At 73.9% G+C, this 23,808-nt stretch carries 24 protein-coding genes and 1 pseudogene; 18 read left to right on the forward strand and 7 right to left on the reverse strand.

The window, feature by feature from the left end:
- The first annotated feature begins 81 nt into the window (after nt 1-81).
- From mshB to AB0411_RS19205, 8 genes are all read left to right on the forward strand, one after another.
- Nucleotides 82-1,068 (forward strand): N-acetyl-1-D-myo-inositol-2-amino-2-deoxy-alpha-D-glucopyranoside deacetylase, encoded by a 987-nt coding sequence (gene mshB, locus AB0411_RS19170; RefSeq protein ID WP_366418462.1) that lies wholly within the window; start codon nt 82-84, stop codon nt 1,066-1,068.
- Nucleotides 1,065-1,592, forward strand: a complete 528-nt coding sequence (locus AB0411_RS19175; protein ID WP_366418463.1) for a DUF6113 family protein — start codon at nt 1,065-1,067, stop codon at nt 1,590-1,592. Before mshB ends, AB0411_RS19175 begins: the two co-directional genes overlap by 4 nt.
- A gap of 215 nt (nt 1,593-1,807) precedes the next feature.
- Nucleotides 1,808-3,985 carry a hypothetical protein gene (locus tag AB0411_RS19180; RefSeq protein ID WP_366418464.1) on the forward strand — a complete coding sequence of 726 codons (2,178 nt, stop codon included), beginning with the start codon at nt 1,808-1,810 and terminating at the stop codon, nt 3,983-3,985.
- Nucleotides 3,986-4,146: 161 nt separating this feature from the next.
- The gene (locus AB0411_RS19185; RefSeq protein WP_366418465.1) at nt 4,147-5,118 is read left to right on the forward strand and encodes an ABC transporter ATP-binding protein; all 972 of its coding nucleotides are present in this window, start codon (nt 4,147-4,149) and stop codon (nt 5,116-5,118) included.
- Nucleotides 5,115-5,852 carry an ABC transporter permease gene (locus tag AB0411_RS19190; RefSeq protein ID WP_366418466.1) on the forward strand — a complete coding sequence of 246 codons (738 nt, stop codon included), beginning with the start codon at nt 5,115-5,117 and terminating at the stop codon, nt 5,850-5,852. The genes AB0411_RS19185 and AB0411_RS19190 overlap by 4 nt, the downstream gene beginning before the upstream one ends.
- 10 nt (nt 5,853-5,862) lie before the next feature.
- Complete coding sequence (locus AB0411_RS19195) at nt 5,863-7,107, forward strand: sensor histidine kinase (protein ID WP_366418467.1); 1,245 nt, start codon at nt 5,863-5,865, stop codon at nt 7,105-7,107.
- A gap of 68 nt (nt 7,108-7,175) precedes the next feature.
- Nucleotides 7,176-7,781 (forward strand): response regulator transcription factor, encoded by a 606-nt coding sequence (locus AB0411_RS19200; RefSeq protein ID WP_366418468.1) that lies wholly within the window; start codon nt 7,176-7,178, stop codon nt 7,779-7,781.
- Nucleotides 7,782-7,869: 88 nt separating this feature from the next.
- Nucleotides 7,870-8,997, forward strand: a complete 1,128-nt coding sequence (locus AB0411_RS19205; RefSeq protein ID WP_366418469.1) for a PP2C family protein-serine/threonine phosphatase — start codon at nt 7,870-7,872, stop codon at nt 8,995-8,997.
- On the opposite strand, the gene AB0411_RS19210 is transcribed toward AB0411_RS19205, so the two are convergent.
- Together AB0411_RS19210 and AB0411_RS19215 are read right to left on the reverse strand one after the other, a co-directional pair.
- Nucleotides 8,964-9,830, reverse strand: coding sequence for a transglutaminase-like domain-containing protein (locus AB0411_RS19210; RefSeq protein WP_366418470.1), 867 nt, complete (start codon nt 9,828-9,830; stop codon nt 8,964-8,966). The genes AB0411_RS19205 and AB0411_RS19210 overlap by 34 nt on opposite strands.
- An 18-nt stretch (nt 9,831-9,848) precedes the next feature.
- Nucleotides 9,849-10,895, reverse strand: a complete 1,047-nt coding sequence (locus tag AB0411_RS19215; protein WP_366418471.1) for a GNAT family N-acetyltransferase — start codon at nt 10,893-10,895, stop codon at nt 9,849-9,851.
- 140 nt (nt 10,896-11,035) lie between these two features.
- On the opposite strand from AB0411_RS19215, the gene fdxA reads away from it, so the two are divergent.
- Both fdxA and dapC read left to right on the forward strand, forming a co-directional pair.
- Nucleotides 11,036-11,356: a ferredoxin gene (fdxA, locus tag AB0411_RS19220; RefSeq protein WP_018089397.1), complete on the forward strand. Its 321-nt coding sequence runs from the start codon at nt 11,036-11,038 to the stop codon at nt 11,354-11,356.
- 182 nt (nt 11,357-11,538) lie between these two features.
- Entirely contained in the window at nt 11,539-12,672 is a 1,134-nt protein-coding gene (gene dapC / locus AB0411_RS19225; RefSeq protein ID WP_366418472.1) for a succinyldiaminopimelate transaminase, read from the forward strand.
- 78 nt (nt 12,673-12,750) lie between these two features.
- Here the strand turns inward: dapC and AB0411_RS19230 are convergent, their stop codons facing one another.
- Nucleotides 12,751-13,209: an ATP-binding protein gene (locus AB0411_RS19230; protein WP_366418473.1), complete on the reverse strand. Its 459-nt coding sequence runs from the start codon at nt 13,207-13,209 to the stop codon at nt 12,751-12,753.
- Between the two features lie 303 nt (nt 13,210-13,512).
- Nucleotides 13,513-14,484, reverse strand: coding sequence for a heavy metal transporter (locus tag AB0411_RS19235; protein ID WP_437042563.1), 972 nt, complete (start codon nt 14,482-14,484; stop codon nt 13,513-13,515).
- On the opposite strand from AB0411_RS19235, the gene dapE reads away from it, so the two are divergent.
- Together dapE and AB0411_RS19245 are read left to right on the forward strand one after the other, a co-directional pair.
- Complete coding sequence (gene dapE, locus AB0411_RS19240; RefSeq protein WP_366418475.1) at nt 14,483-15,574, forward strand: succinyl-diaminopimelate desuccinylase; 1,092 nt, start codon at nt 14,483-14,485, stop codon at nt 15,572-15,574. The genes AB0411_RS19235 and dapE overlap by 2 nt on opposite strands.
- Nucleotides 15,575-15,695: 121 nt before the next feature.
- The gene (locus AB0411_RS19245; RefSeq protein WP_366418476.1) at nt 15,696-16,445 is read left to right on the forward strand and encodes a TIGR00730 family Rossman fold protein; all 750 of its coding nucleotides are present in this window, start codon (nt 15,696-15,698) and stop codon (nt 16,443-16,445) included.
- Between the two features lie 12 nt (nt 16,446-16,457).
- Here AB0411_RS19245 and folP read toward each other — a convergent pair whose 3' ends face one another.
- Nucleotides 16,458-17,357, reverse strand: a complete 900-nt coding sequence (gene folP / locus AB0411_RS19250; protein WP_366418477.1) for a dihydropteroate synthase — start codon at nt 17,355-17,357, stop codon at nt 16,458-16,460.
- A gap of 92 nt (nt 17,358-17,449) precedes the next feature.
- Here folP and AB0411_RS19255 point away from each other — a divergent pair, with 92 nt between their 5' ends.
- Complete coding sequence (locus AB0411_RS19255; protein WP_366418478.1) at nt 17,450-17,899, forward strand: DivIVA domain-containing protein; 450 nt, start codon at nt 17,450-17,452, stop codon at nt 17,897-17,899.
- Nucleotides 17,896-18,501 (forward strand): DNA-3-methyladenine glycosylase I, encoded by a 606-nt coding sequence (locus tag AB0411_RS19260; protein WP_366418479.1) that lies wholly within the window; start codon nt 17,896-17,898, stop codon nt 18,499-18,501. The genes AB0411_RS19255 and AB0411_RS19260 overlap by 4 nt, the downstream gene beginning before the upstream one ends.
- Nucleotides 18,502-18,638: 137 nt before the next feature.
- Here the strand turns inward: AB0411_RS19260 and AB0411_RS19265 are convergent, their stop codons facing one another.
- Nucleotides 18,639-19,439, reverse strand: coding sequence for an enoyl-CoA hydratase-related protein (locus AB0411_RS19265; RefSeq protein WP_366418480.1), 801 nt, complete (start codon nt 19,437-19,439; stop codon nt 18,639-18,641).
- A 323-nt stretch (nt 19,440-19,762) separates the two neighbouring features.
- Here AB0411_RS19265 and AB0411_RS19270 point away from each other — a divergent pair, with 323 nt between their 5' ends.
- Nucleotides 19,763-19,930 carry a DUF3117 domain-containing protein gene (locus AB0411_RS19270; protein WP_006603288.1) on the forward strand — a complete coding sequence of 56 codons (168 nt, stop codon included), beginning with the start codon at nt 19,763-19,765 and terminating at the stop codon, nt 19,928-19,930.
- Nucleotides 19,931-20,070: 140 nt separating this feature from the next.
- Here the strand turns inward: AB0411_RS19270 and AB0411_RS19275 are convergent, their stop codons facing one another.
- The gene (locus AB0411_RS19275; protein ID WP_366418481.1) at nt 20,071-20,754 is read right to left on the reverse strand and encodes an O-methyltransferase; all 684 of its coding nucleotides are present in this window, start codon (nt 20,752-20,754) and stop codon (nt 20,071-20,073) included.
- Nucleotides 20,755-21,040: 286 nt separating this feature from the next.
- Here AB0411_RS19275 and sigE point away from each other — a divergent pair, with 286 nt between their 5' ends.
- The 3 genes and pseudogenes from sigE to AB0411_RS19290 all read left to right on the forward strand — a co-directional run.
- Nucleotides 21,041-21,733: an RNA polymerase sigma factor SigE gene (sigE, locus tag AB0411_RS19280; protein WP_366418482.1), complete on the forward strand. Its 693-nt coding sequence runs from the start codon at nt 21,041-21,043 to the stop codon at nt 21,731-21,733.
- Nucleotides 21,730-22,677, forward strand: coding sequence for a zf-HC2 domain-containing protein (locus AB0411_RS19285; protein WP_366418483.1), 948 nt, complete (start codon nt 21,730-21,732; stop codon nt 22,675-22,677). Before sigE ends, AB0411_RS19285 begins: the two co-directional genes overlap by 4 nt.
- 121 nt (nt 22,678-22,798) lie before the next feature.
- Nucleotides 22,799-23,808 (forward strand): annotated as a pseudogene (locus tag AB0411_RS19290) (hypothetical protein); the annotation flags it as partial.

Below are 23,808 nucleotides of genomic sequence, written 5' to 3' on the forward strand. Positions count from 1 at the left end.
CGTCCGCCCTCGGGCCGGGCGCACGGCGGACTGCCGGGACGGCCTGCGGGAGGCGGGCCGGACGGCTCGTAGGCTGTCCGTATGAGCGATCAGCCCGCCCGTTCCCGGCCGGCCCCCCGTGAGGGCGGTGCCTCGCGCCCGGCCGCCTCCCGTCGGCTGCTGCTGGTGCACGCGCACCCCGACGACGAGTCGATCAACAACGGCGTGACCATGGCCAGGTACGCGGCCCAGGGCGCGCGGGTCACCCTCGTGACCTGCACCCGCGGCGAGGAGGGCGAGGTCATCCCGCCCGAGCTCGCCCATCTGGCGCCGGACCGCGACGACACCCTGGGCGAGTACCGCGTCGGCGAGCTGGGCGCGGCGATGGCGGCCCTGGGCGTCACGGACCACCGCTTCCTCGGTGGTCCCGGCCGCTACCGGGACTCCGGGATGATGGGCGCGCCGCAGAACGAGCGGCCGGACGCCTTCTGGCAGGCCCCGCTCGACGAGGCGGCCGGCCATCTGGTCGCCGTGATCCGCGAGGTCCGGCCGCAGGTCCTGGTCACCTACGACCCGGACGGCGGCTACGGCCACCCCGATCACATCCAGGCCCACCGGGTGGCCATGCGGGGTGCCGAGCTGGCCGCGCGGGCGGACTTCCGGCCCGAGCTGGGCGGCGCGCACGCGATCGCGAAGATCTACTGGAACTGCAACCCCCGCTCCGTGGTCGAGGAGGGCTTCGCCCGGCTGCGCGCGGCCGGGCACCGCTTCCCCGGGATCGCCACCGCCGACGATGTGCCGGGGGTGGTGCCGGACTCCGAGGTCACGGCCTCGCTCACCGGCGAGCGGGCGCACACGGCGGCGAAGACCGCGGCGATGCGGGCGCACTACACGCAGATCGCGGTCGACGGGCCGTTCTTCGCGCTCTCGAACGATTTGGGCCAGCCGCTGTTCGGTACGGAGCACTATCGGTTGGTCCACGGGGCCCCGGGTGCCGCGGACGGCGCACGCGAGGACGACCTTTTCGCAGGAACAGGTGACATAGCGGGTATGGAGGAGAGTGCCCGGTTCGAGGAGGCGGCGAAATGAGTACGGCGAAGGGCGGCGGGAGCGCCGCCGAGGGAAACGGCCGAGAGGCCGCCGGCAAGGGGCAGCGGTCCCGGGCCGGCTCGGGCGGGACGTCCGGTGCGCGGCCGGGCGCCCGGGTGGCGCCGTCGGCCGGTGCTGCGCTGACCGCACCGCTGACGCCGGGCCGGATCGCCATATATGTGCTTCTGCTGCTCACGGGCGTCCTGGTCGCCTGCGCCGGAACGCTGGTGCAAGCGGCCTGGTTCCCCGGCGGGTTGGTGCTGGCGCTGGCCGGGGTGGGCGGCCTCTTCTACGGGGGCGTCCGGGCGACCGGCACCTCCGCGGGCGTGCTGGTGCCCGGCGCGGCCTGGCTGGTGACGGTGTTCGCGCTGCTCAGCAACGTCCGGCCGGAAGGCGACTTCCTCTTCGGCGCGGGGGTCGGTTCGTACATCTTCCTCCTGGGCGGGATCCTGGTCGCTGTGATCTGTGCCACCGCCGCCCAGATGCGCGCTACGGGCGTCCGGTACGGCCGAGTTGGCGGATGACATGGCCCATACCGGGACGGATGCCGCAGGGGACGGGGTGAACGGACCCGGCATGGGGGGTTCGCCCGTGGCGGCGGTGTTCGTACGCTCCCCGGGTGTCCGCCCGCGGCGGACAGTATGGTGGTGCGCGCCGTCGCGCCGCCCTGGGGGCACCCCCCGGCCTGTGGCCGGGGATCATCTCTGACGAGCGGCGGAGCCAACCGGGAGAACCTGCTTTGAGTCGTGAATCTGACAGTTCGTCCTCCGGCCCCCAGGGCCGTGGCGGAGCCGCGTACCCGTCGGGGACGCCGCCGTACGGCTCGCCCAGGGGAGATGCCGACGAGGCGCCGGCGCCCGGTGCCGCGGCCCAGCCGGAGGAGCCCAAAACCGAGACCACACTGACGACGCGGATCAAGATCAACATTCCGGGGTCGCGCCCCATCCCGCCGGTCGTCGTGCGCAAGCCCGTCGGTGAGGAGTCCGGCATGAACGGATCGGCCGCATCGGGCGGCTCCGCCGGTTCCCGCGGTACGCCCCGCCCCGCCCGCAACAGCGAGCGGAACGCGGAGCGCACGGCGAACACCCCCCGGCCCGACGCCCCGGCGGACGAGGCCCCCGCGGCCGGCCGGCCCGGCCAGGGCGAGAAGACCAGCGACTGGTTCGCCCCGCGCAAGCCGCAGGCCGGATCCGGCGGGCAGTCCTCGACCGGCTCCCACGCCGTGCCGCCCGCCCCGGGCGGTGCGACCCCGCCGCGCGCCCCGTCGGGTGCCAAGCCGCCGCAGCGCCCCGACCTGCCGTACTTCTCCGACAACCCGGCCCCGCAGGACGGCGCGTCGCCGTTCGACGGCGGCGCCCGGCAGAGCGGCGGCCCCCAGGGCAAGGGCGGCGCCTCGCCGTTCGACAGCGGCCCGCGCGGCACCTCGCCGTACGAGGAGGGCCCGCGCGGCGGTGCCTCGCCGTTCGACGGGGCGGCGTCCGGCGCCTCGCCGTTCGACGCCCCCGCCGGTCCCGCCCGTGACCACACCCCGTTCGACGCCCCGGCGGGCGGCCCGAACGGCCCCACGACCGGGCCCGCGCGCGGCAACTCCGCGCTCAACCTCCCGCCCGGCTTCAGCGACCCCGGCGCCGGCAGCGCGCCCCGGATCGACGACACCGCGGAGCTCACCCCGCAGCCGCCCGCGCCGCTGGCCGGGCCGGGCAGCGGCCTCGGCGCCGGCGGGGTGACGGGCGGACTGCCCGGCGGCCCGAAGGGCACGGTGCCCGGTGGCCCGAAGGGCAAGGGCGGTGCGCAGGGCGGCGGCCGTGACCGGGTGTCCGGCGACACGCTGGTCAGCGGCATCCCGAAGATCCCCGGGGCCGAGGGCCCGTCCTCCCCGTCGCCGTTCGCGGCAGCCCCAGGCGAGGACGGCGACCGGGCCGCGCCGAAGCCGCGGCCCAAGATCCCCGAGCCGATCAACCCGCCCAAGAAGGGCCGCAACAAGCTCGTTCTCCTGGGCGTGGCCGTCGTGGTCCTGGCCGGTGTCGCCTACGGCGCCGGTCTGCTGCTCGACCACGCCGACGTGCCCAACGGCACCACCGCGCTGGGCGTGGACATCGGCGGCACCACCAAGGAAGACGCCGTCAAGAAGCTGGAGTCGGCGCTCAAGGGCCGCCGCGCCACGCCGCTCAAGCTCACCGTCGACGGCAGGGCCACGACCCTGGAGCCCGGCAAGGCCGGCCTGGACATCGACCCGCAGGCGACGGTCCGCAAGGCGGCCGGCCGGGACTACAACCCGGTCTCCGTCATCGGCTCGCTGTTCGGCGGGACGCGTCCGGCCGAGCCCGCGGTGGTCGTCGACGACGAGAAGCTGCAGATCGCGCTGGAGAACGCCGCGGGGGCCGCGAGCGCCGCCAAGGACGGCGGGATCACCTTCGAGAACGGCAAGGCGGTGCCCCACTACGGCGTGCCCCACAAGGCCATCGATGTGCAGGCGTCCAAGAAGAAGGTCACCGACGCCTACCGCACCCGCGCCACGACCGGCAGCGACGCCCCCGTGGTCCTGGCCGCGAGCACCCAGCAGCCGCAGGTCGGCAAGGCCGCGGTGAACAAGGCGCTGAAGCAGTTCGCCGAGCCCGCGATGTCCGGCCTGGTGACGGTCCGCACGGACGCCGCGCACACGGTCTCCTTCAGCCCGCAGAAGTCCATCCCGAAGTTCCTGTCGTTCAAGATCGTCGACGGCGGTCTGGTGCCGTACTACGACCGGCCGGCCCTCAAGGCGCTCTACGGCGACACCTTCAACGGCGTCATGGTGACCAAGGGCGACGGCTCCAAGCACCCGGTCAGCGTCGAGGAGGTGGCGAGCGCGGTCGGCAGGGCGCTGCTCGGCACCACCCCGGCCGAGCGGGTCCAGACCATCGCCACGAACGGCAACTGACCGCCGCACGGCGCAGGACCGCAGGTGAGAGGCCCCCGCAGGGTGTCTTCTCGGAGCACCCCGAGAAGCCCCCCAGGGGGCCTCACCCATGACAGATGTCATGGCACAGTGCGTACAGCCGACACTGCCGCGCGCGCCGCGGATCCCGGAAGCTGAGGGACATGACGACCACAGCGACCACCACAGCCACCCCCGCGCAGGGCGCGGACCGGGCGCCCGTGGTCAGCTTCCGGCAGGTCAGCAAGAGTTACGGCGCGGTGCGCGCGGTGGCCGACCTGGATCTGGAGCTGTACCCCGGCGAGACCGTCGCCCTCCTCGGCCCGAACGGCGCGGGCAAGTCCTCGACCCTCGACCTGCTCCTCGGCCTGCGCGGCGCCGACTCCGGCAGCGTCACCCTGTTCGGCACGACGCCGCAGCGCGCCATCGAGCAGGGCAGGGTCGGCGCGATGCTGCAGAGCGGCGGCCTGATGGAGGGCGTGAAGGTCAAGGAACTGGTCCGGCTCGCCCGCGATCTGCACCCGCGCGGCTATCCGCTCGACCAGATCATGGCGACCGCCGGCATCACCGACATCGCCGACCGCATGGTCGACAAGCTCTCCGGCGGCCAGGAACAGCGGGTGCGCTTCGCCCTCGCCACGGCCGGCGCGGGCGACCTGATCGTGCTGGACGAGCCGACCACCGGGATGGACGTCTCCGCCCGGCAGACCTTCTGGGGCGCGATGCGCCGGCAGGCCCAGGAGGGCCGTACGGTCCTGTTCGCCACGCACTACCTCGAAGAGGCCGACGAGATCGCCGACCGGGTGATCGTGCTGCACCGCGGCCGGGTGCTGGCCGACGGCACGGCCGCCGAGATCAAGGCCAGGGCGGGGGCCCGCCGGGTCGCCTTCGAGCTGGACGGTCCCATCGACCGCGAGGCGCTGCACGCCCTGCCGTCGCTGACCTCCCTGGAGGTCTCCGGACGCACGGTCCGCATCCAGTCCCACGACGCCGACGCCACCGTCCACGCTCTCTACGGCCTCGGCCTCTACCCGCACCACCTCGAAGTCTCCGGCCTCGGCCTGGAGCAGGCCTTCATCGCCCTGACCACCGCCTCCGACGCGGCCCCCGCCACCGCCGAGGAGGCGGCCCGATGACCACCCTGATCAAGCTGGAGATCATCCGCGCGCTGCGCAACAAGAAGTTCATGTTCTTCTCGGTGATCTACCCGCCGGCGCTGTACCTGCTCATCGCGGGCGGCGCGGACAGCAAGCCCATCCCCGGTATGAAGCTGGACATGGCGCTCTACTTCATGGTGTCCATGGCGGCGTTCGGCGCCATGACCGCCGTGCTCCTGGGGAACAGCGAGCGCATCGCCAAGGAGCGGGAGAAGGGCTGGGTGCGGCAGCTGAGGCTGACGGCCCTGCCCGGACGCGGCTATGTCGCCGCGAAGATGGCGGCGGCCGCGACCGTCAGCCTGCCGTCGATCCTGCTCGTCATGATCGTCGCCGCGGCGGTCAAGGGCGTCCGGCTGGAGGCCTGGCAGTGGTTCGCCATCGCCGCCGGCACCTGGCTCGGCAGCTTCGTCTTCGCCGCCCTGGGCGTCGCCATCGGCTATCTGGCCACCGGGGACGCGGTCCGTCCGATCTCCATGCTGGTCTACTTCGGCCTGGCGTTCCTCGGCGGCCTGTGGATGCCGCTGACGATCCTGCCGCAGTGGGTGCAGAACATCGCCGAGTGGCTGCCGACCCACGCGTACACCGCGCTGGGCACCGCCGTCGAGGCCGGGGAGGCACCCCATGTGAAGGACATGGCCATACTGGCCGGGTACCTGCTGGTCTTCGCCGGTGGCGCGGCCTGGCTCTACCGCAAGGACACCCGGAAGGCGTGAGGCATCGGAGATGACGAGCGAGCCCAGGGGCGCCGGCCCCATGATGATCGGGCAGCCGCCCCGCACCCGCCGCCAGGCGCTCGGCAAGACGATGTGGGTCGCCATCTGGCTGCTGTACCTGGCCGGCCCGGTGGGCCAGCTGCTGCGGGTCGGCGCCTCCGCCGCCGAGCGGGTCTGGGGCGGCCTGGGGCTCGCGCTCTTCGTGCTCTCCTACTTCGTCCTGGTCTTCCGCCACATGTGGCGGAAGACCAACGGCCGGTTGATGTACGGCGCCCTGGCCCTGATGCTGGCGCTGTCCACCGTCCTGTCCTGGACGCTGGACTACTCCTGGCTGGTGCTGTTCATCTTCACCAGCGTGGGCTCGGCCGTGGTGCTGCCCTGGCGGCAGTCCCGCTGGACCATCCCGCTGGTGACCGCGGTGCTGCTGGTCGTCGGGGCGCGCTATCCGGAGATCCGCAGCTACTACCTCTTCGCCTACGGCCTGCCCGCGCTGGGCAGCGGCTTCATGATGGTCGGGGTGCAGCACCTGATCCACACGACCACGGAGCTGCGCGCCGCCCGCCAGGAGGTCGCCCGCCTCGCCGCCAACGACGAGCGGCTGCGCCTCGCCCGCGATCTGCACGACCTCCTCGGCCACTCCCTCTCCCTGATCACGCTCAAGAGCGAGCTGGCCGGCCGGATGCTGCCCGACCGCCCGGCCGACGCCGCCCAGCAGGTCGCCGACATCGAGCAGGTCAGCAGACAGGCGCTGGTCGATGTGCGCGAGGCGGTCACCGGCTACCGCAGACCCCGGCTCGCCGTCGAACTCGCCGGGGCGCGGGCCGCCCTGCGCACGGCAGGCATACGGACCAGCGCCGACCCCGCCCTGGAGGGCGGCGAGCACCGCGGGCTCGCCGCCGACGAGGAGGGCGCGCTGGCCTGGGCGCTGCGGGAGGCCGTCACCAACGTCGTCCGGCACAGCGGCGCCCGCCACTGCGAGCTGCTGCTCACCGAGGAGTGGGAGGCCGACGAGCGCCGCTACCTGTGCCTGACGGTGCTCGACGACGGGTCGGGCCCGCCCCGCGCCCAGCACGACGGCAACGGCCTCAGCGGCCTGCGCGAACGCCTCGCCCTGGCCGGAGGCCGCCTGGAGACCGGCCCCGCCCCGCGCGGCCACGGCTTCGCCCTGCGCGCCCACGTCCCACTGGGCGCGGCCCCGACGGGCTTCCCGGCCGCACCGGAGAGGGCCCCCGGGGCCGTCAACGACCCCGCGTAGGGGCGCGATCCGGCCGGCCGGCCCGCGGCCCGGTCCCCGCCTGCCCCGTACGGCTTAAGCTGACCGGCATGATCAGAGTGCTGCTGGCCGAGGACCAGTCGATGGTCCGGGAGGCGCTGGCCGCGCTGCTGTCGCTGGAGGACGACCTGGAGGTCGTGGCGCAGGCGGCGCGCGGCGACGAGGTGCTCCCGGCGGCCCGCGCGCACGCCGTGGACGTCGCACTCCTGGACATCGAGATGCCCGGCCTCAGCGGACTGGACGCCGCGGCCGCGCTGCGCGACGAGCTGCCCGGCGTGAAGGTCGTCATCCTCACCACCTTCGGCCGCCCCGGCTACCTGCGCCGCGCGATGGAGTGCGGCGCGGATGCCTTCCTGGTCAAGGACGCCCCGGCGGCCCGGCTCGCCGAGGCGGTGCGGCGCGTCCTGCGCGGCGAGCGCGTCATCGACCCGGTGCTGGCGGCGGCCGCGCTCGCCGACGGCGCCAGCCCGCTGACCGAGCGCGAACGGGAGGTGCTGCGGACGGCCGCCGACGGCTCCACCAACGCCGAGATCGCCGAGGCCCTGCACCTGTCCCAGGGCACGGTCCGCAACTACCTCTCCACCGCCATCCAGAAGACCGGCGCCCGCAACCGCGCCGAGGCGGTCCGCACGGCCCGCGACAAGGGCTGGCTGTAGGGCGGTCCGGGCCGGGCCCCGCACCGCGGCCCCGGGGGACCTCGGTCCCTGTGCGCCGCCGCGCGGTGTCGCGCACCCTTGAAGTGTTATGCCTGCCGACCGCCAGACGGAGAGCAACCCCCTCGCTCCCGCGCTGCTGATCCTCGCGATCGTCGTCGTCGCGCTCCTGGACGCCACGACCAGCCCCGAGCTGCACATCTCGGCCTTCTTGGGCATCGCCCCGCTGTACGCCGCGCTGCGCTGTTCGTTCCGGGTGACGGTCCTGGTGTCAGCGGTCTTCGTCGCCTGCCTGACCTACGTCGACCTCTACACGGTGCCCGACTGGGCCCCGGCCAGCCGGGTCGTCGGGATCTTCGGCGTGGTCCTGGTGGCCGTCTTCTCCCTGATGCTGTGCCGCACCCGCCTGCAGCGCGAGGCGCTGCACGCCCGCACCCGCATGGTCGCCGACACGGTGCAGCGGGCGATGCTGCGCGAGCTGCCGCTCAGCGCGGGCGCGGTCGAGGCGTACGGCTTCTACGTCTCGGCCCAGGAGGGGGCCCGGGTCGGCGGCGACATCTACGAGGCCATCGAGACCCCGCACGGGCTGCGGCTGATGATCGGCGATGTGCAGGGCAAGGGCATGCCGGCGATCGGGGCGGGCCTGGAGGTGCTGGCGTCGTTCCGGGAGGCCGCACAGCACCTGGACTCGCTGGAGTCGGTGGCCGAGCGCATGGAACAGGCACTCGCCCGCTACAACGCCCGTTCGGTCCAGCAGGGCGCCGACGAGCGCTTCGTCACCGCGCTGCTGATGGAGGTGCGCGACCCGGTCGGCCTGCCGCAGGGCCGGGTGCTGTCCTGCGGCCACATCCCCTACTACCTGGTGCGCGACGGCAAGGTCTACGAGCGCAAGGACGGCGAGGGTGGACTGCCCCTGGGGCTGGGCATGCTCAGCGGCGAGCCCCGCCACAGCGTCCGGGTCCACCCCGAGCCCGACGACTGGCTGGTGCTGTGCACGGACGGCGTGACCGAGGCGCGCGGCAAGGACGGCGAGTTCTACCCGCTGGCCGAACGGCTCGCCGGGTGGACGGACCTGGAACCCCCCGAGCTGACCCGCACCCTCCGCGCCGACCTGGAGAGCTTCACCCACGGCGAGCTCAAGGACGACGCGACCGTGCTGGTCGTCCGCCGCAGCCCGGCAGCCGCTCAGTTGAGCATGGCGCGCGCCGCGGCGGCCTGACGCCGTATCGCGCTCGCCCCGGCCGGCTCGACGGCCTCCACCACCCGGGCGTACTCCTCCAGCTCGGCCGCGCCGGCGAGGAACTCGCCCCGCTGGACGAGCAGTTGGGCCCGTTCGTGGCGCAGCCGCGCCGGATGGCTGGGCAGCAGCAGCGACAGCTCCAGCGCCCACAGCTGCACCGCGCTGTGCTCCGGGCGGGCCTGCGCCCAGGCCCGGATGTTGTTGAGCATCCGCAGCACGATCTCCAGCGGGTCGGCGGGCGTCATCATCCGCGCGCTGAGCGGCTCCCCGGTCGCGCCCGCGACCAGCATCCCCGCGTCCTCCTCGCTGAGCAGCCGCCCGCCGGCGAACGGATCGGCCAGGACGTGCGCGCCGGCCGGATCGCCGAAGCCGACGACGAAGTGACCGGGCAGGGCCACCCCGTAGACCGGTGCGCCGGCCCGCCGCGCCACCTCCATCCACACCACCGACAGCAGGATCGGCAGGCCGCGGCGCCGCCGCAGCACCTCGTGCAGCAGCGAGGACTCCAGCCGCCGGTAGTCGCCGGGGGAGCCGCCGAAGCCGCACCGGGTGCCGAGCAGCTCGGCGAGGTTGCGGGCCCAGGCGCCGGGGCCGCCGGATGGGGAGTACGGGAGCATCCCGGCCAGCCGGTCCAGCTCGATCTGGGCCGCGTCACAGCCCGCCTCGTCCAGCGCGGGATCGGCCTCGGCGCCGATCAGCAGGCACAGCAGTGCCAGGTCGGGCCGCTCGGCGCGGGCGGCATCGGCGAACTGCTGCCGCCGCGCGGCGCGGGCGTCCTCCGGCTGCGGCTCGGGCTCGGGTTCGCGGGGCATGGCTGCGGGACCCCCGATTCAGTGCCGGCCGCCGCCCGGCAGGGCACGCCGGTAGTGGTAGCCGTGGTGGTCGGTGAAGCCGAGCCGGTCGTAGAACGCGAGGGCGCCCGCGTTGTCCGCCTCGACCTGCAGATACGCGGCCGAGGCGCCCTCCGACAGGGCCCGCTCGGCGAGTGCCGCCATGACCTGCGTGGCCAGCTTGCGGCGCCGGGCGTGCGGCGCGACCTCGACCGCGGCGAAGCCCGCCCAGCGCCCGTCGACGACCAGCCGCCCGATCGCCGCCGTGCCGCCGTCCGTGTCGTGCGCCGTCGCGAACCACACCGAGGGCCCGCCGGTCAGCACCTTCAGGGCGTTCTGCGCGGCCCCGCCGCCCGGGTCGCCCCCGCCGGTCCGGTTGTACAGCGCCAGCCAGTCCGCGTCCGGATCCCGGGACAGCGTCACGCGGGTGGCGGCATCCCCGGCACGTCCGGCGGGAGTGTCGGCCAGTGGCGCCAGTCCCGCGATCCGGACCCGGGTGTGCCGCTCATCGGCCCAGCCGCGCTCCGCCAGCGCCGCGGCCAGCTCCTCGTCGGCGTCGGCCCGCCCGGTGGCGACCGCGATCACCGCCGGCAGCCCGCGCGCCTCGTACCAGTGGCCGATCCGCTCCAGCGCGGTGTCCAGGGGGACGCCGGGGTCGCCGAGCGGCAGTACGGAGTTGGCGCGGCGGGTGAATCCCCCCGAGGCCCGCAGCGTCCACTCCCCGAGAGACTCCGTCTCGACGGCCGGCCAGCCGCGGGCGGCGACGTGCTGGAGCTCCCGGGCGGTGGCCGACGGCCCCCTCCTGCGGGCCGGCCGGTCGGGGACGACCTTCCCCGCCACGAGCGCGGACTCCTCGATCCTGACGCAGGCACCGTCGCGTCGTGTGATGCTCAGCACACCACCATCCCAGGATGTGAGAACCCCGACCGCGTCGCTGAACGCCGGCTGCCCCTCTCCGTCCCCGGTCAAGCGACGGACGGATACCCTTTTGCCCACGTCAGCACGGGTGATGCGGACTTCCGCACGGCCGCCGGCCAGGAATTCCATCGCTCAAACCGCCCCTCTTGTTCGTCTCGCGCCCGGGAACGGAGATACTAGATGGCGGGCATCGACGACGCCGCGCTCCCGCGCGCCCAGCGGCGGTACTGCCAATCGGTCCGCCGGCCCTACCGAGGAGGAACGACAGCGTGACCTACGTCATCGCGCAGCCTTGTGTCGACGTCAAGGACAAGGCGTGCATCGAGGAGTGCCCGGTCGACTGCATCTACGAGGGCTCCCGGTCCTTGTACATCCACCCGGACGAATGCGTCGACTGTGGTGCCTGTGAGCCGGTCTGCCCGGTCGAGGCGATCTTCTACGAGGACGACACCCCGGAGGAGTGGAAGGACTACTACAAGGCGAATGTGGAGTTCTTCGACGAGCTCGGCTCGCCCGGTGGCGCCAGCAAGCTCGGCCTGATCGAGCGCGACCACCCCTTCATCGCGGCGCTGCCGCCGCAGAACCAGTAACGACGCGAGGCCCAGGAGGGAGCAGCCCGCACGCTCCCTCTCGCCTCCGATGACGTCGGGGGCACTCCCAGCGCGAGCTGGGGGAGGTCGCACGGCGCCGCCCGGTCCCGTACGGCCAGCTCGCCGTACGGGACCGGCGCATTTCCGCGCCGGCGCCCGGCACCACCGAGAAAGAGAGCACCGTGGGCGCAGCACCGTCCTCCCAGCCCGTCTCCCCCCGCGCGTCGCTCCGCGACCGTCTCCCGGACTTCCCCTGGGACCGGCTGGAGCCGTACAAGGCCACCGCCGCCGCACACGCCGACGGCATCGTCGACCTGTCCGTCGGCACCCCGGTCGACCCGGTCCCCGCACTGGTCCGGCAGGCGCTGACCGACGCGGCCGACAGCCCCGGCTACCCGACGGTGTGGGGCACCCCTGCGCTGCGCGACGCGCTCACCGGCTGGGCCGCCGACCGTCTCGGCGCCCGCGGTCTGCGGCACACCAACGTGCTGCCCGTCGTCGGCTCCAAGGAACTGGTGGCCTGGCTGCCGACCCAGCTGGGCCTGGGCGCCGGGGACAAGGTCGCCTACCCCCGCCTGGCCTACCCGACGTACGAGGTCGGCGCCCGCCTGGCCGGTGCCGAGCCGGTCGTCTACGACGAGCCCTGGGAGCTGGACCCCAGCGGCCTGAAGCTGCTCTGGCTGAACTCGCCGTCCAACCCGACCGGCCGGGTGCTCGGCGCCGACGAGCTGCGCCGCGCCGTCTCCTGGGCGCGCGAGCACGACGTGCTGGTCGTCAGCGACGAGTGCTACCTGGAGCTCGGCTGGGACGCCGACCCGGTCTCCGTGCTGCACCCGGACGTCTGCGGCGGCTCCCACGAGGGCCTCGTCGCCGTCCACTCCCTGTCCAAGCGCTCCAACCTCGCCGGCTACCGCTCCGCCTTCCTCGTCGGCGACGCCGCGGTCCTCGGCGACCTGCTGCAGATCCGCAAGCACGGCGGGATGATGATCGCGGCGCCCGTGCAGGCCGCCACCGTCGCGGCACTGGGCGACACCGCCCACGTCGCCGAGCAGCGCGAGCGCTACGCCCGCCGCCGCGCCGCGCTGCGCGGCGCCTTCGAGGCCGCGGGCTTCCGCATCGAGCACAGCGAGGCAGCGCTCTACCTCTGGGCGACCCGCGACGAGCCCTGCTGGGACACCGTCGGCGACCTCGCGAAGCGCGGCATCCTCGTGGCCCCCGGCGACTTCTACGGCACCGCGGGGGAGCGGTTCGTACGGATCGCCTTCACCGCCACCGACGAGCGGGTGGCCGCGGCGGTCCGCCGACTGGCGGAGTGAGCCGCGTCCGACCACGCGAAGGGGCCCGGGGAGTACGAACTCCCCGGGCCCCTTCGCGTCGTACGGGCCGCGCTCCGGTCAGCGGCCGCCGAGCGGCAGACCGCCGAGCAGGCCCTGCGCCGGCGCCAGCAGGCCCTGGGGCGAGCCGACCAGGCCCTTGGCCACGTCCAGCGGCAGCGAGTTGGTCGAGATGCCGTTCTTGGCGAGCGGGCGGACCACGGTCTCGGCCTTGTCGGTGGCGCCCTGGGTGAGCGGCATGGCCTTCTTCACGACCGGACCGGCGGTCTCCACCAGCGCCGGGGCGAGCTTCGTCGCCGCCTTGCTGCCGGCCGCGTTGACCAGGCCGACGCCGTGGCGCGCGGTGTGGTCGAGGGTCCGGCTGGTGTTCTGGGAGTCCAGGGGCGCCGTCAGCCCGCCGAGTGTCTTGGCGGGCAGTTCCGCGGCGCTCGCGGAGCCGGCCGCAGCGACCACGGGAGCGGCACCCGCTGCAACGAGCAGGGCGGCTCGGGCGATCCGACGCGTAACGGGGAGGGACATGGTGCTCCTTTTACGGAGAAGGACTCGTACTTCTGACAGATGTGCCATGTCCGCCTGGCGGACGCATTGACTACCGCGTCAGAACCCCGAAGGTTGCGGTGAACTCCGGTAAAGAGTTGGTAACGCGTCACATAATCGGGCCTGGATAAAGAAGGGCGATATGCGCACGGTCCGAGGGGTCGCGGAAACGTCACAGCCCTTTGCGCACAAGGGAATTGATGCCGTCCCCGAATGTGCCCGGCCAACTCCCCTTGCGCTGCGGGCAAGTTGGCGCCGGTACCCCCTTTCGGGGGACCGGGCACACTATTGCTCGGTGATGATACGAACGTCGCCTGCGGCGGCCGCGGAAGCGGCGGGCCGCTTCTGCCAGCCCTTCCCCGAATCGGCGGCGGTCCACGTCCGGCCGGCGTAAGAGATCTGTTCGATGTGCAGCTCGGCGGAGTGCGCCATCGCCCACGTCGCCAGTTCCCAGCCGCGCCGCTGGGCATCGCCCGCGGCCATCGAAGCGGCCGCCCGCACCGGTATCGTCACGCCGCGCCCGTCGCCCGCGCTGCGGCCGCCGGCGACGCCCGCCCGCGGCAGCACCCGCGGACCGAACTCCCGCTGCAGCTTCTCCCGCACCTTCGCGGCGCCGCCCGCCGTGCTGTCCACCGGGCGGCTCTCGGTGCAGGTCATGGCGCCCCGGTCGCGGCCCGTGAGCGCCCCGGTCAACTGCGCGGCGTTCGCCTCGTGCTTGGCGTAGGCCTGCGGATAGCCGCTGTGCTGCACCCGCTGCGCGGCGACGGTCAGCGGCAGCCGGGAGTAGCCGGGCACGTTCTCCAGATGCCGGTAGAACTCCCCGGCCGAGTAGACCGGATCCATGATCTTCTGCACGGTGCCCCAGTCCTGCGAGGGCCGCTGCTGGAAGAGCCCGACCGAATCCCGGTCGCCGAAGTCGATGTTGCGCAGCCCCGACTCCTGCATCGCGGTCGCCAGCGCGATGGTCACGGCCCGCTCCGGCAGCCCGCGCGAGGACCCCACGGCCGAGATCGTCGCGGCGTTCGCGGCCTGCTCGGGGGAGAGCTCGTAGGCCTTGGCGTCGCCCTCGCCGCGCACCGTGCACCGCGGCGCCCCCGGGCCCGCGGTGATGTACTGCACGAGGAGGTAGACGGCCAGGCCGATCAGTACGCAGACGGCAGCGGAGATGCGCCACAGGCGGCTGCGGCGGACGGGAACCGAGGACGGGACGGACACGGGCCCACCGTACTGGAGTGCTGCCGATAGGGTCGGATCCATGGAGCGCCGCACAGACCACCCCGCCCTCGACCTGTCGCTCGACGCCGCCGCGCTCACCGCGCAGCTCGTCGACTTCCCCTCCGAGAGCGGCGACGAGAAGGACCTCGCCGACGCCGTCGAGCAGGCGCTGCGCGCCCTGCCGCACCTGACCGTCGACCGGCACGGCAACAACGTCGTGGCCCGTACCGACCTGGGCCGCGACGAGCGGGTGGTGCTCGCCGGGCACCTCGACACGGTGCCGATCGCCGGCAACGTCCCCTCCCGGCTGGACGAGAACGGCGTCCTGTGGGGCTGCGGCACCTGCGACATGAAGTCCGGTGTCGCCGTCCAGCTGCGGATGGCCGCCACGGTCCCGGCGCCCAACCGCGACCTGACCTTCGTCTTCTACGACCAGGAAGAGGTCGCGGCGCACCTCAACGGACTCGGCCACGTCGCCGACGCCCACCCCGACTGGCTCGCCGGTGACTTCGCCGTCCTCCTGGAGCCCTCCGACGGCCAGGTGGAGGGCGGCTGCCAGGGCACCCTGCGGGTCCTGCTGCGCACCACCGGCGAGCGCGCCCACTCCGCCCGCAGCTGGATGGGCGCCAACGCGATCCACGCCGCCGCCCCGATCCTGGCGAAGCTCGCCGCCTACGAGCCGCGCCGCCCGGTCATCGACGGCCTGGAATACCGCGAGGGCCTCAACGCCGTCCGCATCGAGGGCGGCGTCGCCAACAACGTCATCCCCGACGCCTGCACGGTCACCGTGAACTTCCGCTACGCGCCGGACCGGACGCCCGACGAGGCGCTGGCCCACGTCCGCGAGGTCTTCGCGGACTGCCCCGTGGACGAGTTCGTCGTCGACGACCACTCCCCGGGCGCGCTGCCTGGGCTGTCCCACCCGGCGGCCAAGGCCTTCATGGAGGCCGTCGGCGGCAGCGCGATGCCCAAGTTCGGCTGGACCGACGTCTCGCGCTTCAGCGCCCTGGGCGTCCCGGCCGTCAACTACGGCCCGGGCTACTCGCTGCTCGCCCACAAGAAGGACGAACGGGTCGAGGTCGACCGCATCCTCCACTGCGAGGAGCGGCTGCGCGCCTGGCTGACCGCCTGAGGGCCCGGCGCCCCCGGCCCCGCCGGGCGGACCGCACGCCTCCGCACCGAATTCCCCTGCGCTTCACGTCCGCGGATCTACGCTGAAACGGCAAACGATCTGCCAGCGGAGGGAGCACGACATGGCCAGTCCCGAGGGAGCACCGGTCCCCGAGGAGCAGCGGCTGGGTCCCGTACTGCGCCGCCAGGACCAGGTGCGGACCGGCACCACGGACCAGCGCCTGCTGGACTCCGAAGGCCCCTCCGAGTGGGTGCACACCGACCCCTGGCGCGTGATGCGCATCCAGTCGGAGTTCGTCGAGGGCTTCGGCGCGCTGGCCGAGCTCGGCCCGGCCGTCAGCGTCTTCGGCTCGGCCCGTACCCCGCGTGACTCCAAGGAGTACGACGCCGGCGTACGGATCGGCCGGGCCCTGGTCGACGCCGGGTTCGCGGTGATCACCGGCGGCGGCCCCGGCGCCATGGAGGCCGCCAACAAGGGCGCCAACGAGGCCGGCGGCACCTCCGTCGGGCTGGGCATCGAGCTGCCCTTCGAGCAGGGCATGAACGAGTACGTGAACCTCGGCGTCGACTTCCGCTACTTCTTCGTCCGCAAGACGTGTTTTGTGAAGTACGCCCGCGGATTCGTGGTGCTCCCCGGCGGGCTCGGCACCCTCGACGAGCTCTTCGAGGCCCTCACCCTCGTCCAGACCCGCAAGGTCACCCGCTTCCCGATCGTGCTCTTCGGCACGTCCTACTGGAGCGGACTGGTCGACTGGCTGCGCGACACCCTCGTCGCCGAGGGCAAGGCCTCGATGCACGACCTGGAGCTCTTCCACCTCAGCGACGACGTGGACGAGGCGATCACGCTGGTGACCAAGGAGGTCGGGATCTGAGGGCCGGCCTCCTCAGGCCAGTCCCCGGCGGGCGACCGCCGGGGGCCGGTGGCCGGCGATCGAGGCCACCATGTCCAGCACCTGCCGGGTCTCGGCGACCTCGTGGACGCGGTAGACCCGGGCGCCCAGCCAGGCCGAGACGGCGGTGGTCGCGAGGGTGCCCAGCAGCCGCTCCTTGACCGGCCGGTCGAGGGTCTCGCCGACGAAGTCCTTGTTGGACAGCGAGACCAGCACCGGCAACGGGGTGTCCCCGGCCCCGGCGAAGCCGAGATCCCGGGGCACGGCCCGCGCCATCTCGTCCAGCCGGCGGGTCGCCTCCAGGCTGTGCCGGGTGCTCTTCCCGAAGTCGTGCCCCGGATCGATCATGATCGCGTCGCGCCGGACGCCCAGCTCCACGGCCCGCTCCGCCAGGCCGAGCGTCACCCGCAGGACGTCCGCCACCACGTCGTCGTAGGTCACCCGGTGCGGGCGGGTCCGCGGTTCGGCGCCGCCCGCGTGGGTGCACACCAGGCCCGCGCCGTGGCGCGCCGCGACCTCGGCGAGCCGCGGATCGGCCCCGCCCCAGGCGTCGTTGAGCAGGTCCGCGCCCGCCTCGCACACCGCCTCGCCGACCTCGTGGCGCCAGGTGTCGACGCTGATCACCACATCGGGGAAGCGCTTGCGGACCTCGGCCACGAACCCGACCGTGCGGCGGGCCTCCTCCTCGGCGCTCACCTCTTCGCCGGGCCCGGCCTTCACCCCGCCGATGTCGATGATCGCGGCACCGTCGGCCACCGCCTGTTCCACGCGGGCCAGCGCGGGCTCGTCACGGAACGTGGCGCCCTGGTCGTAGAACGAGTCCGGCGTCCTGTTGACGATCGCCATGATCACCGGCTCGTGCGCCCCGAACTCGCGATTCCCCAGCCGCAGCATTCCCGCTCTCCCTCTCCATGGTCCGGGAGCGACCCTAACTGTCACACCCGCATGGCACGATCAGTGCAGGCACATAGTCCGGGGAGTTGGTTGTGTTCTGGTTCTTGCTGATCGCGATGGTCGTGGTGGTGGCCGCCGTCACCCTCGTGGTCGTCGGCGGCGGTGACGGCGGTGGGCTGCGGGACGCCGAGCCGGACCGGCTGTACGACCCGCTGCCACAGGACCGCCCGGTGGCCCGCGCCGATGTGGAAACCGTCCGGTTCCCGGTGACCGTCCGTGGTTACCGGATGAACGAGGTCGACGACGCCCTGGACCGCCTCGGCGCCGAGCTGGCCGAGCGGGACGCCCGGATCGCCGAACTGGAGGCGGCGCTCGCCGGTGCGCACGCCTCCGCCATGGGCGGTCCGGGGCTGATACAGGACGGCCCGCCCGTGCTCGGGCCGGTGGAGGAAGCACGGCCCGAGGACGGGCCCGGCACCCAGGAGTCCCCCGGGACCTCCGAGGCTCCCGGCCGCACTCCCGAAGGCGGGGACCCGGCATGAGCGGCGTGGTGACGGAACCGGACGGCATCCCGCGCTGCCCGTGGGGGATGGAGTCGGCGCAGATGGCCGACTACCGCGCCTACCACGACACCGAATGGGGCCGGCCGGTCCACGGCGACGACGCCCTCTTCGAGCGGATGAGCCTGGAGGCGTTCCAGTCCGGGCTCTCCTGGATCACGATCCTGCGGCGCCGGCCCGGCTTCCGCGCCGCGTTCGCCGGCTTCCGGATCGCCGAGGTGGCGCGGTTCACGGACGCGGACGCCGAGCGGCTGCTCGCCGATACGGGCATCATCCGCAACCGCCTCAAGATCGCCGCGACGCTCAACAACGCCAGGCTCGCCGCGGAACTGGCCCCGGGCGAGCTCGACGCCCTGATCTGGTCCTACGCCCCCGACCGGGCCGGCCGCCCGGTGCCCCGGACCGTGCACGACCTGCAGCCGGTGACCCCGGAGTCGACGGCGCTCGCCAAGGACCTCAAGAAGCGCGGCTTCCGCTTCGTCGGCCCGACCACCGCCTACGCGATGATGCAGGCCTGCGGCCTGGTCAACGACCACCTGGCGGACTGCCATGTCCGTCAGGCGGTGGAGGCGGCTGCGGGCTGAGCGGCGGCGGGCCGCCGCCCCGGGATCCGCGCGGCCGACCCGGACGGGCCGTGGTCCGGAGCGGCCGGCCGAGCCGGGCCGGGAGGCTGGCCCGGACCGGATGCGGCGGGGCCGGCGGCCGGTCGGGGCCGGGCAGGTCAGCGGCCCAGGAAGACCGGCTTCTCCTTCTTCACGAACGCCTCGACCGCGATGTGGTGGTCCTCCGACGCCCCGGCCCGGCCCTGCAACTCGTCCTCCTTGCCGAGGGTCTCGGCGAGCGAATGCCCCGCCCCGTAGGCCAGCGACTCCTTGATCGCCGCGTACGCGGCGGTCGGGCCCTGGGCCAGCCGGCGGGCGACGGCCGCGGCCTCCGCGGCCAGCTCGTCGGCGGGTACCACCTTGTTCGCGATGCCCAGGTCGTACGCCTCCTGGGCGCTGATGTTGCGCGGGAAGAGCAGCAGATCGGCGGCCCGGCCCTGGCCGATCAACCGGGGCAGCGTCCAGGACACCCCGGAGTCGGCGGTCAGCGCCACGCCCGCGAACGAGGTGTTGAAGGACGCGGAGTCGGCGACCACCCGGTAGTCGGCGGCCAGCGCGAAGCCGGCGCCGGCGCCCGCGGCCACCCCGTTGACGCCCGCGACCACGGGCTTGGGCATCTCGGTCAGCGCCGTGACGATGGGGTTGTAGTGCTCCCGCACGGTGTTCATCGTGCCGCCGGACCCGGTGGCCCGGTCCTCGGCCAGCAGGCCGATGTGCTCCTTGAGGTCCTGCCCGACGCAGAAGGCGCGCCCGGTGGCGGTCAGGAGAACGGCGCGTACGGCGGGGTCGGCGGCGGCCTCCTTCAGGGTGTCCCGCAGCAGGACCTTCGCCTCGATGTTCAGCGCGTTCATCGCGTCCGGGCGGTTGAGCGTGATCGTCGCGAGTCCGTCGGTCACGTCATAGAGCACGGTGTCGGCCATAGTGGGAGTCCCCTCCGTCGCGGCTCGGACTGCGCGGCAGCGGCAGTCAGCGCTCAGGATGCCGGAGATCATCGGGCCTCGGCATGTGACGTACATCAAAGATTACGGGCGCGTCGGAGGTCGGCGGGCGGAGAAGTATTGCAGCCGCCTCACCGAATTGAGGGGGTTTGGTGGAGCGCGTTGCCGAAGGGATGCTGTCCGATGTTGGTCATCGGGTCGTTCGATGCGGGATAATGGCCTGGAAGCAATGTGTTCGATGCCGGTGACACGTGCCTATTCGGGCCGTCGGCTGAGATGAGCTGGTTTCAGGAAGGGGAACGAGCATGGCGGCCATGAAGCCGCGGACGGGCGACGGCCCGCTCGAGGTGACCAAGGAGGGGCGGGGCATCGTCATGCGCGTTCCGCTCGAAGGCGGCGGGCGGCTCGTCGTCGAGCTGACCCCCGACGAAGCCAAGGCGCTGGGTGAGGCCCTGGACAAGGTCACCGTCTGACAAGGGCGGCGCAACCGGCGGTTTCCCGGGGCTGACCCCGGTATCCCCAGCCGAGATACCCCGGCCCCGGCACGTGGCGCGCACTACGGGCGCGCCACGTGCCGGGGCCGTCTCACGTTCCGGGCCGGGGCGGGGACAGGTCAGCCGCGCTTGACCGCGCAGAGCAGTCCGTCGCCGACCGGCAGCAGGGCCGGTACCAGCGTGGTGCTCTCCCGGATGGTCCGCAGCAGTTCCCGCAGCCGCAGCACCTCGGCGGGCTGCAGCGACGAGTCGACCGTACGGCCGTCGGCGAAGACGCCCTCGAAGCAGACCAGGCCGCCGGGGCGCAGCAGACGCAACGATTCAGCGAGGTACTCCAGGCACTCCATGAGGTCGCCGTCGCAGAACACGAGGTCGTAGCCGCCGTCCGCGAGGCGGGGCAGGACGTCCAGGGCGCGGCCGGGGATGAAGCGGGCGCGGTTCCCGGCGAAGCCGGCCGCACGGAACGCCTGCTTGGCGAACGTCTGCCGCTCGGGTTCGAGGTCCACGGTGGTCAGCACCCCGTCGGGCCGCATGCCGTGCAGGAGGTAGATGCCCGACACGCCCGTGCCGGTGCCGATCTCGGCGACGGCCTTGGCGTCCGCGGCGGCGGCGAGCAGACCGAGGGCCGCACCGGTGCCGGCCGTCACCGTGCGGATGCCGGCTTCGTGCGCGCAGTCACGGGACCACCGCAGGGCGGCCTCGGCGCTGTCGTCGATGGTCCCGGCGCCGTACGCCTCGGCGAATGCCAAGCTCGTCTGCCGGTTGCCGGTAATAGCCCTCTCCTGTCCCCGTAGTTGACGCAACCGTGACTGTATCCGCTGCGTCCGGGAACCCGCAGATGGGACCGGGCGTTAAAGAGGGGCAGGGGGAAGACGGGGGGACGCACCGGTGAAGACCGCGCGAGATGCCAGGCAAGACCAGAAGCAGGACCAAATGCAGGTCAAAACTGCTTATCCGGAGCTAACGGGCGAGGTGGATATGGTAGGGGCTCTACTGGACACCACCAGAGCCACCAGGGGAGGTGCGGCTGCGACGGGTGACCGAGGGGTGCTGAGGCGCTTGAAAAGGTCGTTCGCCGAGCCGAAATCCGTGACAAACACTGCTGACCGTTCCCGCCCCCATGGCCCGAAGGGCAGGGGAGGGGCCCCCGTCGCCGACTCCGCAACCACCGCGACCTTTGCCGCAGACGCGGATGCGCAGGCGTGGACTCCGCCCAGCTGGGAGGAGATCGTCAGCACCCACAGCGCACGGGTCTACCGCCTCGCCTACCGCCTCACCGGCAATCAGCACGACGCCGAGGACCTCACCCAGGAGGTGTTCGTCCGCGTCTTCCGCTCGCTGTCGACGTACACCCCCGGCACCTTCGAGGGCTGGCTGCACCGGATCACCACCAACCTCTTCCTGGACATGGTCCGCCGCCGTCAGCGCATCCGCTTCGACGCGCTCGGTGACGACGCCGCCGAGCGGCTCCCCAGCCGCGAGCCCTCCCCGCAGCAGCACTTCAACGACACCCACTTCGACGCCGATGTCCAGCAGGCGCTGGACACCCTTGCGCCCGAGTTCCGTGCGGCCGTCGTGCTGTGCGACATCGAGGGCCTGTCGTACGAGGAGATCGCCGCGACGCTCGGTGTCAAGCTCGGCACGGTCCGCAGCCGGATCCACCGCGGCCGTTCCCATCTGCGCAAGGCCCTCAAGCACCGCGCCCCGGCCACCCGCGCCGAAGAACGTGCGCAGCGGCGGTCGCTGGCCGTGGTGCCCACGGGGGAGGTCGGAATCGCGTGAGCGGCAGTGGCGGTCCGTCCCCCGCCGAGCAGCATCTCGGCGACCGCCTCGCGGCCCTGGTCGACGGCGAGTTGGGGCATGACGCACGCGAGCGGGTGCTCGCGCATCTTGCGACATGCGGACGGTGCAAAGCAGAAGCCGACGCCCAGCGCCGGCTGAAGAGCGTGTTCGCCCAGACGGCACCCCCCGGCCCCTCCGAGGGGCTGCTGGCGCGGCTGCAGCAGCTGCCCGGCGGCGATCCCGGCGGTCCCGGCAGCCGGCTCGGCAACGGCAGCTTCGGACGCGGTGAATTCGCCCACGGCGGCGGCGCGTTCCGCTATGTCCCCGCCGACGGCCACCCCGGCCATGCGATGGCGGCCATTCCCTCGCAGCCCCGCGGGCGCGGCTTCCGTGTGCAGGAGAGCGACCGGCCCGCGCAGCGGCGGCGGTTCGCGTTCGCGGCGGCCGGTGCGGTCTCCCTCGCGGCGTTCGCGCTGGGCGGCGCCCTCCCGCTGGAGGCGGCCGTGGATCTCCCCGGTGGACGCGTCGACGGCGGCGGCACGGCCGTCACCCCCCTCAACGTCAGCCCGGCGACCGGAGGCGGTTCCCTGCCGCGCGGTGAGGAGTTTCCCGCCAAGAATTCCCGGGCCGGCGCCTGGCAGCCCCTCGGCGGTCCGACCATGGCCCCGGCCCCCAGTGCCATGACCCTCTACGGCCCCACCACGGCGCCCCCCTCCCCGCAGGCGGCGTCCGCCCAGGCCGGACGCTTCGGCCTGTCACCGCTGATAGCCGTGAGCAGCCCGGCCATGGCGCGCTACCTCGCACCCCTGGCCACCGCGACCGGAAACACCCCGGCGCGGAAGAACCCGCCCGCCCTGCCGCCCCTGGAACCCAAGCGTCCGCTGACCGGTTCCGCGGCCGCCGCGCTCCCTTCCGCCCCTGGCTCAACCTCCGCCCACCGCTGACCGTCCCCTGCGCAGCCCCACGCGGAACTGGTTGAATCCCTGTGGGGCGGCGCACCCCTGACCGGGCGCGTGCCGCGAGGTGGTGGCCCGCGCACGGCCGCGGGCGAATTCTGGGGAGAGCATGGACGACGGTAAGGCCGCCGGGCCGAAGCTGAAGTGGTGGAGCCGCCCGGGAGGCACCCCGCGCACGGAACCGTCCGCCGAGTCCGGCCCGCAGGCGGCGCCGCCCGCCGACGGCACACCGGCCGGCGCCTCCGCCGCCGTCGCCGCGCAGGAGTCGGAGGACTGGATCGTCCGTCCGCCGGAGCCGCGCCACGGCGCGGGGCCGGAGCTGCCCCCCGAGTCGCCCGCGAGCCCCGCGACGGCCGTGAGCCCCGCGACGTCCGCCGGCGCCGCGACGGCCGAAGCGGGCGCCGCGGACGGGGAGTTGCAGGCGTCGCGCGATGCGGCGGCCGGGGCGGCGGCCGCGGGCCGCGAGCGGGCGGTGCCGCACGGTGCGCCGTCCGCTGACGCGACGCACCAGGCGGACGCCGGGGCCCCGGGCACCGCGACGACCACGGCGCGCCCCGCCCCGTCGACCATGACGCTCGGCCGGGTGGCCGGTGCCGCGCCGGACGAGGCGCTGCCCGGCGCGCGCGAAGAGGCGCTGCCCGGCGCACGGGGCGAGGCGCCGGACGAGGCGGCCGCGACCACGGCGGCGGCCGCGCCCGCCTCCGGCACCCCGGGCCCGGCGCCGCGGCGGCAGCAGCCGTTGCACGCCGAGGACCCCTACGGCACCCCTCCGTACGGCGGCCCCGGCCCATGGGCACCCGCCCCGCCCGTACAGCGCCCGGTGGCGACCCCCGCGCACGGCACCGCCTTCCCCCCACCCGCCGCGCCGCTGCCCCCGTACGGCACCCCGCCCGCCCCGCAGACCGCAATGCCGGCCACCGGCTACCCGTCCCCGCCCCCCGCTCCGCCGACGGGCGCGCCCGGGACGACGGGGGAGGCCTCTTCCCCGCTCCCGGGCACCGCCGAGCAGCCGCACCCGGCAGGGACGCCCGGCGCCGCGCACCCCCGGGCGGCCGGCGCCGCGCACCCCCGGGCGGCGGATGCCGCGCACCCCCGGACGGCGGACGCCGCGCACCCCCA

This window comes from Streptomyces angustmyceticus (assembly GCF_040701845.1).
GTDB lineage: Bacteria > Actinomycetota > Actinomycetes > Streptomycetales > Streptomycetaceae > Streptomyces > Streptomyces angustmyceticus_A.